This window comes from Mycobacterium sp. TY815 (assembly GCF_030755135.1).
GTDB lineage: Bacteria > Actinomycetota > Actinomycetes > Mycobacteriales > Mycobacteriaceae > Mycobacterium.
Window position 1 is genome coordinate 1,021,427 of the sequence record NZ_JAUFRX010000001.1, and the last position, 13,851, is coordinate 1,035,277.

General features: G+C 67.6%; 13 protein-coding genes and 2 pseudogenes. 4 read left to right on the top strand and 11 right to left on the bottom strand.

Annotation, left to right across the window (positions count from 1 at the left end):
* The first annotated feature begins 35 nt into the window (after positions 1–35).
* Positions 36–2,414: a phosphoketolase gene (locus QXK92_RS04375; RefSeq protein ID WP_306240447.1), complete on the top strand. Its 2,379-nt coding sequence runs from the start codon at positions 36–38 to the stop codon at positions 2,412–2,414.
* A 176-nt stretch (positions 2,415–2,590) separates the two neighbouring features.
* Here the strand turns inward: QXK92_RS04375 and QXK92_RS04380 are convergent.
* The 4 genes and pseudogenes from QXK92_RS04380 to QXK92_RS04395 all read right to left on the bottom strand — a co-directional run.
* Positions 2,591–3,034: pseudogene (locus tag QXK92_RS04380) on the bottom strand (HNH endonuclease signature motif containing protein); the annotation flags it as partial.
* 7 nt (positions 3,035–3,041) lie between these two features.
* Positions 3,042–4,124 (bottom strand): IS110 family transposase, encoded by a 1,083-nt coding sequence (locus tag QXK92_RS04385; RefSeq protein ID WP_306240449.1) that lies wholly within the window; start codon positions 4,122–4,124, stop codon positions 3,042–3,044.
* 234 nt (positions 4,125–4,358) lie between these two features.
* Positions 4,359–5,408, bottom strand: a pseudogene (locus tag QXK92_RS04390) (13E12 repeat family protein); the annotation flags it as partial.
* 210 nt (positions 5,409–5,618) lie between these two features.
* On the bottom strand, positions 5,619–5,813 hold the full coding sequence (locus QXK92_RS04395) for a hypothetical protein (RefSeq protein WP_306240450.1): 195 nt from the start codon (positions 5,811–5,813) through the stop codon (positions 5,619–5,621).
* A gap of 29 nt (positions 5,814–5,842) precedes the next feature.
* Between QXK92_RS04395 and QXK92_RS04400 the strand changes: the two genes are divergently transcribed.
* From QXK92_RS04400 to QXK92_RS04410, 3 genes are all read left to right on the top strand, one after another.
* Complete coding sequence (locus QXK92_RS04400; protein WP_306240451.1) at positions 5,843–6,622, top strand: alpha/beta fold hydrolase; 780 nt, start codon at positions 5,843–5,845, stop codon at positions 6,620–6,622.
* A gap of 71 nt (positions 6,623–6,693) precedes the next feature.
* Complete coding sequence (locus tag QXK92_RS04405; RefSeq protein WP_306240452.1) at positions 6,694–7,347, top strand: MOSC domain-containing protein; 654 nt, start codon at positions 6,694–6,696, stop codon at positions 7,345–7,347.
* A 10-nt stretch (positions 7,348–7,357) separates the two neighbouring features.
* A complete protein-coding gene (locus QXK92_RS04410; protein ID WP_306240453.1) occupies positions 7,358–8,092 on the top strand; it encodes a CPBP family intramembrane glutamic endopeptidase in 735 nt (244 codons plus the stop codon).
* Between the two features lie 17 nt (positions 8,093–8,109).
* On the opposite strand, the gene QXK92_RS04415 is transcribed toward QXK92_RS04410, so the two are convergent.
* From QXK92_RS04415 to modA, 7 genes are all read right to left on the bottom strand, one after another.
* Positions 8,110–9,138, bottom strand: a complete 1,029-nt coding sequence (locus QXK92_RS04415) for a zinc-binding alcohol dehydrogenase family protein (protein ID WP_306240454.1) — start codon at positions 9,136–9,138, stop codon at positions 8,110–8,112.
* Between the two features lie 30 nt (positions 9,139–9,168).
* Positions 9,169–9,447, bottom strand: coding sequence for a GlsB/YeaQ/YmgE family stress response membrane protein (locus tag QXK92_RS04420; protein ID WP_306240455.1), 279 nt, complete (start codon positions 9,445–9,447; stop codon positions 9,169–9,171).
* A gap of 108 nt (positions 9,448–9,555) precedes the next feature.
* A complete protein-coding gene (locus QXK92_RS04425) occupies positions 9,556–9,855 on the bottom strand; it encodes a GlsB/YeaQ/YmgE family stress response membrane protein (RefSeq protein WP_306240456.1) in 300 nt (99 codons plus the stop codon).
* Positions 9,856–9,954: 99 nt separating this feature from the next.
* A complete protein-coding gene (locus QXK92_RS04430) occupies positions 9,955–11,007 on the bottom strand; it encodes an alanine and proline-rich secreted protein Apa (protein ID WP_306240457.1) in 1,053 nt (350 codons plus the stop codon).
* A gap of 74 nt (positions 11,008–11,081) precedes the next feature.
* Positions 11,082–12,176, bottom strand: a complete 1,095-nt coding sequence (locus QXK92_RS04435; RefSeq protein ID WP_306240458.1) for a sulfate/molybdate ABC transporter ATP-binding protein — start codon at positions 12,174–12,176, stop codon at positions 11,082–11,084.
* A gap of 9 nt (positions 12,177–12,185) precedes the next feature.
* Complete coding sequence (locus tag QXK92_RS04440) at positions 12,186–12,980, bottom strand: ABC transporter permease (protein ID WP_306240459.1); 795 nt, start codon at positions 12,978–12,980, stop codon at positions 12,186–12,188.
* Positions 12,981–12,986: 6 nt separating this feature from the next.
* Positions 12,987–13,754: a molybdate ABC transporter substrate-binding protein gene (modA, locus tag QXK92_RS04445; protein WP_306240460.1), complete on the bottom strand. Its 768-nt coding sequence runs from the start codon at positions 13,752–13,754 to the stop codon at positions 12,987–12,989.
* Positions 13,755–13,851: the final 97 nt, after the last annotated feature.

The window sequence follows — 13,851 nt, forward strand, 5'->3', positions numbered from 1 at the left end:
GACGGAGTTCATTTGAGGACTCGACAATCGGGTAGATGAGCTCCATGAGTCCTGAGACCATGCCCGCGACCCTGCCCGATGAAGAACTGGAACTGATCCACGCCTACTGGCGGGCCGCGAACTACCTCTCGGTCGGTCAGATCTATCTGCTGGACAACCCCCTGCTTGCCGAACCGCTGGCCGCCGAGCACGTCAAACCGCGGCTGCTCGGACACTGGGGCACCACGCCCGGGCTCAACCTCGTCTATGCACACCTGAACCGGATCATCCGCAACCGCGACGCGAACGTCATCTACATCACCGGACCGGGCCACGGTGGGCCCGGACTGGTTGCCAACGCCTATCTCGAAGGCACCTACAGCGAGGTGTACACCGGCATCGAAGAAGACACGGACGGGCTGCGCAAGCTGTTCCGGCAGTTCTCCTTCCCCGGCGGCATCCCCAGCCACGTGGCTGCGCAGACTCCGGGGTCGATCCACGAGGGGGGTGAACTCGGATACGCCCTGGTGCACGCGTATGGCGCGGCGTTCGACAATCCAGATCTGGTGGTCGCATGCGTGGTGGGCGACGGCGAGGCGGAGACGGGGCCGCTGGCCGCCAGCTGGCATTCCAACAAGTTCCTCAACCCGGCCGTCGACGGCGCGGTGCTGCCGATCCTGCACCTCAACGGATACAAGATCGCCAATCCCACTGTGCTGGCCCGCATCCCGGAGGCCGAGCTCGAATCATTGATGCGCGGTTACGGCTACAGGCCGATCACAGTGTCCGGGGACGACCCGAAGAGTGTGCACCGGCAGTTGGCCGCCGCACTCGACGACGCCTTTGACGATATTGCGGCGATTCAGCGTTCCGCGCGCTCCGGCTCCGCGACCGAGCGTCCGGTGTGGCCGATGATCGTGCTGCGTACGCCCAAGGGCTGGACCGGTCCCAAGGTGGTCGACGGCCACCAGGTGGAGGGCACCTGGCGTTCCCACCAGGTCCCGCTGGCCGCCACGCACGAGAATCCCGAGCATCGGGCTCAGCTGGAAGAATGGCTGCGCAGCTACCGCCCCGAAGAGTTGTTCGACACCGACGGACGATTGCGATCTGAGCTGAAAGCCGTTGCACCGCGGGGTAATCGACGTATGAGTGCCAACCCGCACGCCAACGGCGGCGTGTTGCTGCACGACCTCGACCTGCCCGACTTTCGCGACTACGCCGTGCCTGTCGAGCACCCTGCGGCGGCGACGCACGAGGCCACCCGAGTGCTGGGCACGTTCCTGCGGGATGTGATCACCCGCAACCCCGATCGATTCCGGCTGATGGGGCCCGACGAGACCGCGTCCAACCGCTTGGACGCGGTATTCGGCGCCACCAACCGGGTGTGGGTCTCTGAGACGGAGCCCCAGGACGATCACCTCGCTCCCGACGGCCGGGTGATGGAGGTGCTGTCGGAGCATCTGTGCCAGGGCTGGCTGGAGGGCTATCTGCTAACCGGCAGGCACGGGCTGTTCAATTGCTACGAGGCGTTCGTGCACATCGTCGACTCGATGCTCAATCAACATGCGAAGTGGTTGGCTACCACGTTGGATCTGCCGTGGCGACGGCCGATCGCGTCGCTGAACTACCTGCTCAGTTCCCATGTGTGGCGCCAGGACCACAACGGCGCGTCGCACCAGGACCCCGGTTTCATCGACCTGGTCGCCAACAAGCGCGCCGAGCTGACCCGCGTGTACCTGCCGCCGGACGGCAACACCTTGCTGTCGGTGGCCGATCACTGCCTGCGGAGTCGCAACTACATCAACGTCATCGTCGCGGGCAAGCAGCCGGCGCTGTCCTACCTATCGATGGAGGATGCGGTGCTGCATTGCACCCGGGGGCTGGGGATCTGGCCGTGGGCCAGCACCGCGACCGCCGAGCCGGACGTGGTGCTGGGGTGTGCCGGCGACATTCCGACACTGGAAATCCTTGCGGCGGCGGATATTCTGCGGCGTGAATTGCCGGACCTGGCCGTGCGGGTGATCAACGTGGTCGACCTGATGCGGCTGCAACCGGATTCAGAACACCCACATGGGTTGCCCGACAACGAATATGACGCACTGTTCACCCGAGACAAGCCGGTGATCTTCGCCTATCACGGTTATCCCTGGTTGATCCACCGCCTGACCTACCGTCGCGCCGGGCACCACCACATGCACGTGCGCGGCTTCAAGGAACGCGGAACCACCACAACGCCTTTCGACATGGTGATGCTCAACGACCTGGACCGCTTCCACCTGGTGATGGACGTGATCGATCGCGTCGACGGATTGGCCAGCCGCGCTGCCGGCTTGCGCCAGCGGATGGCGGACGCGCGGCTGTCCGCGCGCAGCTACACGCGTGAGCACGGCGAGGACGACCCGCAGATCTCGGGATGGACCTGGCAGGCCATGTGAGGCGCGCGGGCTACGCGCCGCGTGATCACCCCTCGCACATGAAGGGGAACCCGCACCATGGCCTCCCAGACGGAGGGCGACACGCGTGACCGGTTTGTGGACTCAGGCCGCCCGCATCGTCTTGCGGGCAGCACTGATACTCCCCGTCGCCTCAGCGTGAGGTGTTGACCGGTCACTCAGAAGGGTGGCGGGTCGTCGTTGGGGTGTGGTGGTGGGTGGTTGTCGGCGTAGGCGAAGTGGTCGGCGGTGGTGGAGTCGGTGGCGGTGCGGGCGTTGTGGTTGGCGCGGCGTTCGGCGGCGACGCGGGCGGCGCGGTCTTGGGTGCGGGTGCGGCGGCGGGTGGGCATCATCGCGGTGCGCTCGGCGCAGTAGTCCTGTGGTGGGGTGTGGGCTTCGGGGGCGGGCATGCCGCCCACGGCGTGGCACAGGCTGGGAAACAGCAGCGCGGAGCCGGGGGTGGTGACGTGGGTGTCCCCGCCCGGGGAGGTCAGGATCAGGGTGCCGTCGGCGAGTTGCTGCTCGGTCCAGCCCCAGAACGTTTTCATCAAATGGTGCGCGCGGCAGTAGCACTTGAGGTTGCCGGCATGGGTGGGCCCGCCCTGGGCGTAGGGGATGGTGTGGATGCTCCTATGCAGCGTCAAGGGTGCCTGTTGGTCGGCGTAGATCAGCTTGAAGTGCGCGGTAGAGCTCGCGGATTACAGCCCGTTTGAGGCAGCGGATCACGTCTTTTTTAGTCTTTCCCTCCTGGATCCTGCGCTGCATATAACGCTTGGAGGGTTCGTGCCAACGCAGTCGGGCGATGACAATCAGGTGGACCGTGCTGTTGGCGTTGCGGTCTCCGCCGCGGTGCAGGCGGTGACGGGTGGTGTTGCCGCTACTGGCGGGAATAGGGGCAACACCGCACAGTCGCGCTAGGGATGCCTCTGATTTGAGCCGGTCGATGTTCTCCCCGGCGGTGGTCAGGATTTGTCCCGCGGCTTCGGTACCGACGCCGTAGACGGCCATCAGGTTAGGGGCGTGGTCGGTCAAGATGGCGTTGAGTTCGGCGTTGGCTTCGGCGATCTCTTCATCGAGCAACTTGATGCGCTTGGCCAGCCGGCGCAGCATGCGGCGGGCACCGACGACGGGATCGGTGAAGGAGGCGGTGCTGGGGACGCGCAGCCGGGCACAACGCGTCACCAGGGCGGCACGGTCATAGTCCGCCAACTTGTCGCGCAGCTCTTCAGGTGCACACCACAGCAAGCCATGAATCTGATGCAAGGCGGCCTTGCGTGCTTTCACCGCACTGCGCCGGGTCGCCCGGATCTGGCGCACAGCCTCGACGTAACCGTCGCGGGCCTTAGGTGTGGTGCTGGCCACCTCGTTTAACACCGCTCGTGCAGCATTGATCGCATCAATCGGGTCAGATTTGCCTTGCCGGCGCCGGTCTTGGCGGTTGGGCCGCGACACCTCGATCACGGTCACCGCCTGCGACTGCAAATAGCGCTTGAGGCCCGCGCCGTAGGAACCCGTGCCCTCTACCCCGACCTTAACCACAAGTCCAAACGAGCACGACCAGGCCAGCAACTGCCGATATCCGGCTCGCGTAGCTGCAAACTCCTGAGTTGCCAACAGTTTTCCGGTGATCGCGTCGAGCACCGCGGCACAATGGATCAGTTTGTGGGTGTCGACTCCAGCGACGATGTGACGAGACCCTGCTTCGCTTGTCATGCTTGTACCTGCCGTCATCAATTCCGGTGGATGGGTGGCGCCACCGGCGTCGGCGGTTGGACAGGACAGAGATGGGCAGCTTGTGGCGCAAGCTCCTATGAAGTCACAGCCGTCGCGTCGGTGACGTCAAGGCGTCACCCGCGGCAGGGCCGACAGATCCACACAAGGACAACCAACCGGCGCCAATCGAGGTCAGAGTCAGACCGCCACCGCGAGTGACACCTCATCCTCTCTATCCAGGTCGCAGCCGGTGGCCGGTACCTCGCAGCCGGGCCAGCGGCACGTCAGATCCCGGGCCCGCACGAAATCGGCCAACCCCGCAGACGGGGTGTAGTGGGGTTCGGGGGCGGCGTAGCCGGGATGGATCAACGGCACCTGTTTGGCGGACAACGCCAACTCGGCCAGCAGTTCAGGGGTGATGAGGTCCTGCCCGCCCAGTAGGTAGGCGGGGTTGTCGGCGTGCCCGTTGAGGGTGGCTTGTTCGGCGATCACCTGGATCACCACCGGGCCGGACGGCTTGCTGGCGGTGGCGGTGCAATCGGGGCGGCCGCATTCACAGCCCAGCCGGGTCGCCGCAGCGGCCAGCGCCCCCAACGCATCAGCGCGGCGCTGGGCGGTGGTGCGCGGATCATGCGGGCACACCGTGGCCGCCAACGCCGTCAGCCGCGCTTCCACGGCCCGGGCGTCGGTGCTGCGCAACCGGCCCTCGATCGGGCAGATCCCGTCGGCCGGCGGACCGATCCACACCTCCCGATCAGCCTGCGCTTCTTTGCGGCGGCGCAGCGCATCACCATCGGCGCGGGCCACGATCGCATCGACCTTCTTAGCCAGCCGCCCCCGGCTCAACGACGGCCAGCGCGTCACCCGCGCGGCGATCGCGGCGTCCACCGCCGCCAGCACCTGCGGGTCCTCGATCAGATCGGTACGGAACACAATCGTCGAGAACGCCTCCAGATCGATGTCCCCGGCACACAACACCGCGCCCACCTGCGGTAGCCGCTCACGCATCGCCCGGGCATAGCGCAGCTTGGTCTCCGCACGGCCCTGACTGATCTTCAACCCCGCGGCCACCTCCCCAGCCACCGCCTTGGTGGTGTCGATCGCCCAGTCCTCTCGCTCCCCACCCCGGGCCAGCCGGTGGGCGAACAACTCCCCAATCGCCACCAACTCCGCGGCCGCACCCTGATTGACCAGTCGCGCCGCCTCGCACACCCGCGTCACCCACCCACGCGATTCCGCGGTCTTGCCCAGCAGGCCCTCGCGGTGTTCGAACATCTGGCCCATCAGCGCATCGAAACGCGCCATCCGCTCGGCCGCGGTCAGCTCGCTGAACGGTTTCCCCTCCCACGACGAAGCGGGCATCGGTTCGAACATGTGTGCGATACTACTCGGGCCCGCCGACAACTCCCCGTACCGGACTCACGCCAGGTCAGAGCCGGTCTTTCACCGCCGCCGACAACCTCGAGCCGTCCGCGGGGCTCGCATATCGACGGATTACTGCGGCCGGGACTGGACGGTTGGTGGCATGGTTCGGTCGCGACGGACAAACCAGGCCGGGCAAGTGACCGCGACGTACCCGACGAAGCCGGTCATCGCACCCGCATGCTCGACGAAGCCGGTCATCCCACCCGCCTGCTCGACGAAGCCGGTCATCGCACCCACGTGCTCAACTAACTGGACCGTTTCCATCTGTGCAGGCAGATGCAAGACTTTGCCGCGTGACGTCCGAGAAGTCTCCCCTGGTCCTGCTGCACGGCATTCTCATGTCGGGCAACGGTTGGCAGGACGTCGTGCCACTGCTGTCCGATCAGCACCGCGTGCACACGTTCACCACGGCCGGGCATCGCGGCGGGTCACCGGCTCCGCCGCGTCCGGCTACCGTCAGCGATTTGGTTGACGACGCGGAGCGCTACCTCGACGCGCACGGCCTCGAGCGTCCGCATGTTGTGGGTCTATCGCTGGGCGGCTGGATGGCCATCGAGTTGGCCCGGCGCGGCCGCGCGGCAACCGTGTGTGCGTTCGCCCCGGCCGGATTTTGGTCCTCCGGGGACAGCGCTCAGGCCCACGTGCTCAAGCAGATTCACAAGTTCGTGGCGATTGGGCGGGTCGCGCGTCCACTACGTCCGATGGTCGCTGTCGCAATGAAGTCCGCGACCGTGCGCCGACTCGGCTTGCGGGACGCCGCCTGCCACGCAGACCGGATCACCACGGCCCAAAGCGTCTCGGCCATCGATGACATCATCGGCTGCACCGTCGACGTCGACGACTTTCTGGGTTCCGGCGAACAGATCGCACCGTTGGATCCGCTGCCATGCCCGGTGACCATTGCATGGTCGGGGAACGACGCGATCGTTCCAGTACCGCTGTGCGACCCGATCGCCCGTCGGCGGGTGCCACAGGCTTTATTCACGACCCTGCCCGGCGTCGGGCACGTTCCCATGGTGGATGACCCCGCCTTGGTGGCCCGGACCATCTTGACGGTGACCGGCGCGAGATGAGGCAGGCGTGCTGTGTCCTCCTGCTGTCATCGACTGACTAGCGTCACCTGACGCCCGGTTACTCTGGCCAGATGCCGAAAGTCTTGTCCGTCAACGTGGCTCAGGCTCGCCCGAACCCCGATCCGCGCGCACGATCGAAGGTGACCGGCATCTACAAGGTCCCCACCGACGAAACCGTCCTGGTGCAGGCGCCGGGCAAAACGGGCAGCGGCCTGGCCGGCGACGCCATCGGCAACCCAAAGTTCCACGGCGGCGACGACCAGGCCGTCTACGCCTACGCGCGCGAGGACCTCGATAACTGGGAAGGCCAGCTGAAGCGCACCCTCACCAACGGAATGTTCGGCGAGAACCTGACCACCGCCGGCATCGATGTCACCGGGGCCCTCATCGGGGAACGCTGGCGCGTCGGCAACGACGGTCCGGTCCTGGAAGTCTCCGCGCCTCGCACGCCATGCCGGACCTTCGCGGCGATGCTCGAGCAGCGCGGCTGGATCAAGACCTTCACCCGGGCCGCCATTCCCGGCGCCTATCTGCGGGTGATCACACCCGGTACCGTCCGCGCCGGCGATGACATCACCGTCGCGCACCGCCCTGATCATGACGTCACTATCGGGCTGGTCTTCCGGGCACGCCTATTGCAACCCGAGTTGCTGATCAGGCTCGTAGTCGCCGATGCGCTCTCAGCGGAAATCAAAGCCGAGGTCGCGCAGCGGACCCGCAGGTAGACTCGCGGCAATGCCCGATCACAGCCCAGCACTCCCGCAAAGCGAGCGGTTCCGCCTTTACGCCGACATCGCTGTGGTCGTCGCCGTCCTGGTGCTGACGAACGTGATCGCGCACTTCACCACGGCGTGGGCGAGCATCGCGACGGTCCCCCTGGCCGCCATCGGCCTGGTGCTCCTGGTCCGGTGGCGCGGTCTGGACTGGGCCGAACTCGGCCTCGGCCGCGAGCATTGGAGATCCGGGGTGGGCTACGCCCTGGCCGCCGTGGCGCTGGTGGTGTCCGTCATCGCGGTGGGTGTGGCGCTGCCGATCACCCGGCCGATGTTCCTCAACAACCACTACGCGACCATCTCCGGCGCACTCGTCGCCTCGATGGTCATCATTCCGCTGCAGACGGTCATCCCGGAGGAGCTGGTTTTCCGTGGGGTGCTGCACGGCGCGCTGCACCGGGCATGGGGCTTCCGCGGGGTCGCCCTGGCCGGATCGCTGCTGTTCGGAATGTGGCACATCGCGACGTCTCTGGGCCTGACCAGCAACAACGTCGGCTTCACCCGCCTGTTCGGCGGTGGCGTCTTCGGCATGCTTGCCGGAGTGACGATGGCTGTGCTGGCCACCGGTGCCGCCGGATTCGTCTTCAGCTGGCTGCGGCGTCGCAGCGGCAGCCTGATCGCTCCCATTGCGCTGCACTGGTCGCTGAACGGCGTCGGCGCCCTGGCCGCCGCCTTGGTCTGGCACCTGTCGACCTAGACCGCCAAACCGTCGACCTAGACCAACAACACTGCGGCGCCGGCGATCTCGCCCGTGCTCAGGTCGGTCAGCGCACGATCAGCGTCGGCCAGCGAGTACTCCGGTGTGGTGACCTCGATGTGGTGGCGGCCGGCGAAATCCAGGAAAGCGCGTGCGTCGGCCCTGGTGTTCGAGGTGACCGATCTGATCTGCCGCTCCTGGAACAGATGCCGCTGGTAATTGAGCGTCGGAATATCACTGAGATGAATGCCCGCCACCGAGAGCGTGCCGCCCCGGTCGAGGGCCTCCATTGCCGGCAGCACCAGATCGCCGACCGGAGCGAACAGGATGGCCGCGTCCAGCGGCACCGGCGGCGGATCGGCGGCGCCCTGCGCGGATGCCGCTCCCAACCCCAGAGCCAGCTCGCGCGCCCGGGCTCCGCGGGTCATCACATGCACTTCCGCCCCTTGGGCCAACGCGACCTGCGCAGTGATGTGGGCGCTGCCGCCGAAGCCATACAGCCCCAACCGGCCCCCGGCCGGCAGCTCGGCCCGCAACAGCGACCGGTACCCGATGATCCCTGCGCACAACAGCGGCGCCAGTTCGGAGTCGCTGTAACCACTCGGCAGAGGGTGCGCGAAAGCGGCGGGGACCGTCGCGAATTCGGCGTATCCCCCGTCGGCGTCCCAACCGGTGTAACGGGACTCCGGGCACAGGTTTTCGTCGCCCCGGCGGCAGTACTTGCACACTCCGCAGGTGTGCCGCAGCCAGGCGATTCCCACCCGGTCCCCGACGTGGAACTCGTCACCGGCATCGGAGCCGACCTCGACGACCTCCCCCACCACCTCGTGGCCGGGAGTGACCCTGTTCCGGTGCACGGGAAGGTCGCCTTCGGTGACGTGCAGATCAGTGCGGCAGACCCCGCATGCGGATACGGCAACCAATAACTCCGACGGAGCGGGACGCGGGACCTCGGTAGTGACGCGTTCCAGCGGCTTGCTCTGCATCGGTCCAGGTTGACGCACCCGCCACGCGGTCATGCTGGTGCTGGTCGGGCTGGCGGCCATCACTTCATCATGCCGCGCCGGCCCGGTCTCCTACAGGGTCCGGGTGCGCGACGTGACGAATTTGTAGATCAGCAGCAGGAGCACTGCGCCGACCAGCGCTCCGAGGAACGAGTGGTTGATAGGCGGAGTGATGGTGAACTTGTGTGGCGGGAAGACCACGCTGCCCAGCGTGCCGCCGACATAGGCACCGACGATGCCGAGCAGTGCCGTGGCGATCCAGCCCATCGGCTGCCTGCCCGGCACGACGAGTCGCGCAATCAGTCCGACGATCAGTCCGAGAACGATCATTCCGATGATGTGCAGGACCATGACCAGCTCCTTCGGGTATTAACTTGTCGAGGGGACCCCGTCGTAGTACCCGGTGCGTATGCCGTCAATCGCGCAGAATCGGCGAATCTCCCCGCACAGCGGGGTAATTCAGCGCCGCTGCACCATGCCTACGAGCCACAGCAGAATCACCGAACCCAGGATGGCGGTGAAGAAGGTGAACCACCAGCCACCTGACGCGGTGTCGAAGGCGAAGCTCAGCAGGAACCCGCCGATCAGCGCGCCGACAATGCCGATCACGATGTTCATCAGGATGCCCGATCCGGCGCCCTTGACGATCTTGCCGGCAATCCAGCCCGCCAGCGCGCCGATGATGATGTAGCCGATCCATCCGACGCTGGTCAGCGTGGTGGAGCGGGCGAGAAATTCGGTCGCTGCCATGACGTTCATCAAGGTTCCTCTCCGATGGCAGGTCCAGCTCAGTCACTGGACCGTGCTATCGGTATACGCCTTCTGCGTAACGAATGGAGGAACGTTTCGGCCTAAGTTTCAGGCCGGTTGGGTGCTCCGCGGTTGCGTCGACGCCGGGCTCTGCGCGGCCGGTGCCTGAGCGGGCGCCGGTGCCGGAGCGGGCGCGGGGGCTGGGGCGCCGGGCTCGGCGGGTGCCGGTGCCGGGGCGCCCGGAACCGCTTCCGGAGGGGGAGCCGCGGGAGGAGTCCAGGGCCGGATCGACTCGGCCAGCGCCTTGGCCGCGTTCTTGTCCACGGGGTTGTTCGAGGTGCCCAGCCACACCACGAACCAGCGCTGCGGAGGGCCTGCGGTAGGCGTCGCGCCGGCCGGGGTGCCGACCACGCCGGTCCAGATCTGGCCGTTCGGCTTGGTGGTGTCGCTGAATTTCACTTCGTAGTAGGACGCGCTGCCGGACACACCGTTTGCGTTGAGCGGAACGGTCTCCTGGTTGACCCGGGTACCGGGATACGGCATGAAGAACTCACCCATGTCCGATCCCAGCCGGACCGCGGCTTTCGGGTTGGTGGCCTCGGCGCTGGCGTAGAGCTTCTGGTCGAGTCGGCCCAGCACGATGCGGGTGTCGTTGGCCACCGGCTGCGGCTGTCCGGGCATGGGCGCCTCGCCGGCCGCCTTACTCAGCAGGGCCGATCCGTAGTCCAGGTGGGAGGCGTCGGATTCCACCCACCCTGGCGGGACGATGAAGCTGAATCCGCCGACGGCGTTGGTCACCCGTCCGGCTTCCAGAGCATTCGGGTCAGGCGGCGGCGGGGCGTTGGGGTCGGCCGGCGGCGGCACCGCGTTGGGGTCGGCAGGCTGGGCGGTTGGGGTGGGGCTGGCTCCGGGCGCGGGCGAGGCACCCGGTGCGGGCGTGGCCGACGGGCTGGGGGTGGCCGCCGGAGCCCCGGCGGCCGGTGCCGGGGATGCGGGAGCGGGCGACGCAGGCGGCGCGACGGTGGGAGTCGGTGTAGGCGCCGGCTCTGGGTCGGCGCTGGAAGTTGCCGGCATCGCAATGGTGACGGCGGTCGCCGCGGCGATGGCCAGCGACGCCAGTAATCCCTTGCGGCGTGACGGGTTCGGGTCCACCTGGTGCATGGCGACGAACCTACCCTCTCGCCGGCCCGAAGCAAGGAAGGCCCAGCCGGTGTCTCGCATCTGAGGTCACGGCGCTATCTGTCGTCCAGCGCCGGGTACAGCGAAACCTCGGCCGCTTTGACGCTAAACCACGCGCGCCGGCCGGGCGTGAGCTGCAGTTCCGCCGCCGCGTCCGCGGTGATACTGGCGGCCAGCCCCGGCGCTCCGTCGGCCTGGTCGGCCGCGCGCACCAGCACCGTCGGGCCGCGCGTGTCCAGCTCGCCCACTGTCACCTGCACGGTGTTGCGCGGGCTGCCGTGCGGCGGGTCCGAGTAGACGGCCACGCTCGTCGGGGCGAACACCGCAACCGCGTGCCGGCCCGGGGCCAGGGGCACATCGCCGGTACCGTGCCAGCGCAACCCGGACTGGGTGTGCAGCGTGCCGTCGGCTGCGATGGTGCCGCCGACCAGGTTGACGCCGGCGATCCGGGCACCGAAATGGCTCCTCGGCGCCGCCAGCACCTGGGCCACCGGCCCGGCCTCGGCGACTTTGCCGGACTCGAGCACCAGCACCCGGTCGGCCAGCGCGAACACATCGAGCAGGTCGTGAGTGATCAGGATGACCGCGCAGCCGGTGCGGCGGACCACGTCGCGCAGCAGCGCCCGAATAGCCGTCGCTGCTGCCACATCCAGTCCGGTCAGCGGCTCGTCGAGTAGCAACAACTCCGGTTCGGCGGCCAGCGCCCGCGCGATCGCCACGCGCTGGGCCTGACCCCCGGACAGCTGGCGCGGTCGGCGGTCGGCAAGATCTGCGGCATCGACCTCCCGCAGCCAGCGCAGCGCCGTCTCCCGGGCCCGGCGGGACGGAAGCATGCCGCCGCCACTGCGCGGTCCGAAGGCCACGTTGGCGACCACGCGCAGGTGCGGGAACAGCAACGGATCCTGCAGCAGCAGCCCCACCCGCCGGTCGTGGGTGGGCACCTGTACCCCGTGCGCGGTATCGGTCAACACCCGATCCCCCAGCCGCACCACACCGGAGTCCGGCCGCACCAGCCCGGCGATGACGTGCAGCGCCGTCGACTTACCCGCGCCGTTGGGGCCCAGCATGGCCAACACCTCGCCGGCGGCCACCGAGAAATCCACGTCCAGGCCCCGATCGGACACCACCGCACGCAGTCGCAGATCGCTCATCGCCGGCTACTACCTCGCGTCGGTCCCGGTCAGCCGGCGCGCGCCCAGGCCGAGCACCACCACAGCCGCGACCGCCACCAGCAGGAGCGACAGTGCCACAGCCGCGTCCGGGTCGGCCACGCGCTGCAGGTAGATCTCCAGCGGCAGCGTGCGCGTAACGCCCTGCAGGGAGCCGGCAAACGTCAGTGTCGCGCCGAACTCCCCCAGCGACCGTGCGAACGCCAGCACCGCTCCGGAGGCCAGACCGGGCGCCAGCAGCGGCAGGGTGACCCGCCACCAGATCGCGGTGGGCCGCGCTCCGAGCGTCGCCGCAACGACTTCGTAGTCGGCTCCGGCGCTGCGGGCCGCGCCTTCCAGCGAGATCACCAGAAACGGCAGCGAGACGAACGTCTGCGCCAGCACGACGGCCGTGGTCGTGAACGCGATGCTGATGCCTGCCGCTTCTAGGTAGCGCCCCACCAGGCCGAGCCGGCCGAAGGCGTACAGCAGGGCGATGCCACCCACGACCGGAGGCAGCACCAGCGGCAGCAGGATCACCGGTCGCAGCGCACGCACCAGACGCAACGGGCTGCGCGCCAGCACCAGCGCCATCGGAACACCCACCAGCACGCACATCAGGGTGCTGGCCGCGGCGGTCTTCAGGCTCAGCAGCAGCGCCGTCGTCGAGGAATCACTACTGATCAATGCCCAGAAGTGCGTCCAGTCGACGTTGACCGCAACCGCCAGCAGCGGGAGGCCGACAAAGAGCGTGCCGGCCGCGGCCGGCAGGTAGACCCAGCGCGGCAGGTGGGATGGCGTGGACATCGCTACTCAGGGCTTGGCGAAGCCGGCCCGGTCCAGCACCCCTCTCCCGGCCGGGCCCGTCACCGCAGCCTGGAACTTCTCGGCCAGCGTCGTTTGCGGTGCCTTCTTGAGCACCGCGATCGGATAGACATTCACCGCCCGCGCGGCCTCGGGGAACGCGACCGTTGTGACCTTACTTCCGGCGTTCTTCGCGTCGGTGACGTAAACCAGAGCCGCATCGGCCTGACCGGTGATCACTTTGTCCAGTGCATCGGTGACACTGGGTTCCTCGCTGACGGGGTGCAGCTGCACGCCCGTGGTGTCCTCGATGCGGTGGGTAGCCGAGCCGCAGGGCACCGGTCGCTGACACACCACCACGCTCAGCCCGGGACGGGTGAGGTCGGCAAAGGACCCGATGTTCTTCGGGTTGCCCGGCGCGGTAACGACGACCAGGGTGTTGGCTGCGAAGTTCGTCGCTGCAGCCGCGAGCATGCCCGCCTGCGCCACTCTGTCCATCTGCGCGGTGTCCGCGGAGGCGAACACGTCGGCGCCGGCGCCCTGGATCAACTGGGTCGCCAGCTCCGAGGAACCCGCAAAGTTGAAGGTCACGGTCACACCCGGGTTGTCCGACTGGAACTGCTCGCCGATCGAGGTGAAGACCTGTTTGAGCGAAGCGGCGGCGAACACCACGACCGACCGGGACTGCTGAGACTGCCGAGACCCGGAATCGCACGCCGTCAGGCTGCAGACCAGCAGCATCGTCACAAATCCGGCCAGCACCTGAATGCGACGCATCGGTCAAACCTAGCGCCGCGATGAAGCAGTCGAATAGTTATGCAATTGATCAGCGCGTCGCCTCGGCGCGTGGTTTCGTCGAATAGCTACTGTCCAG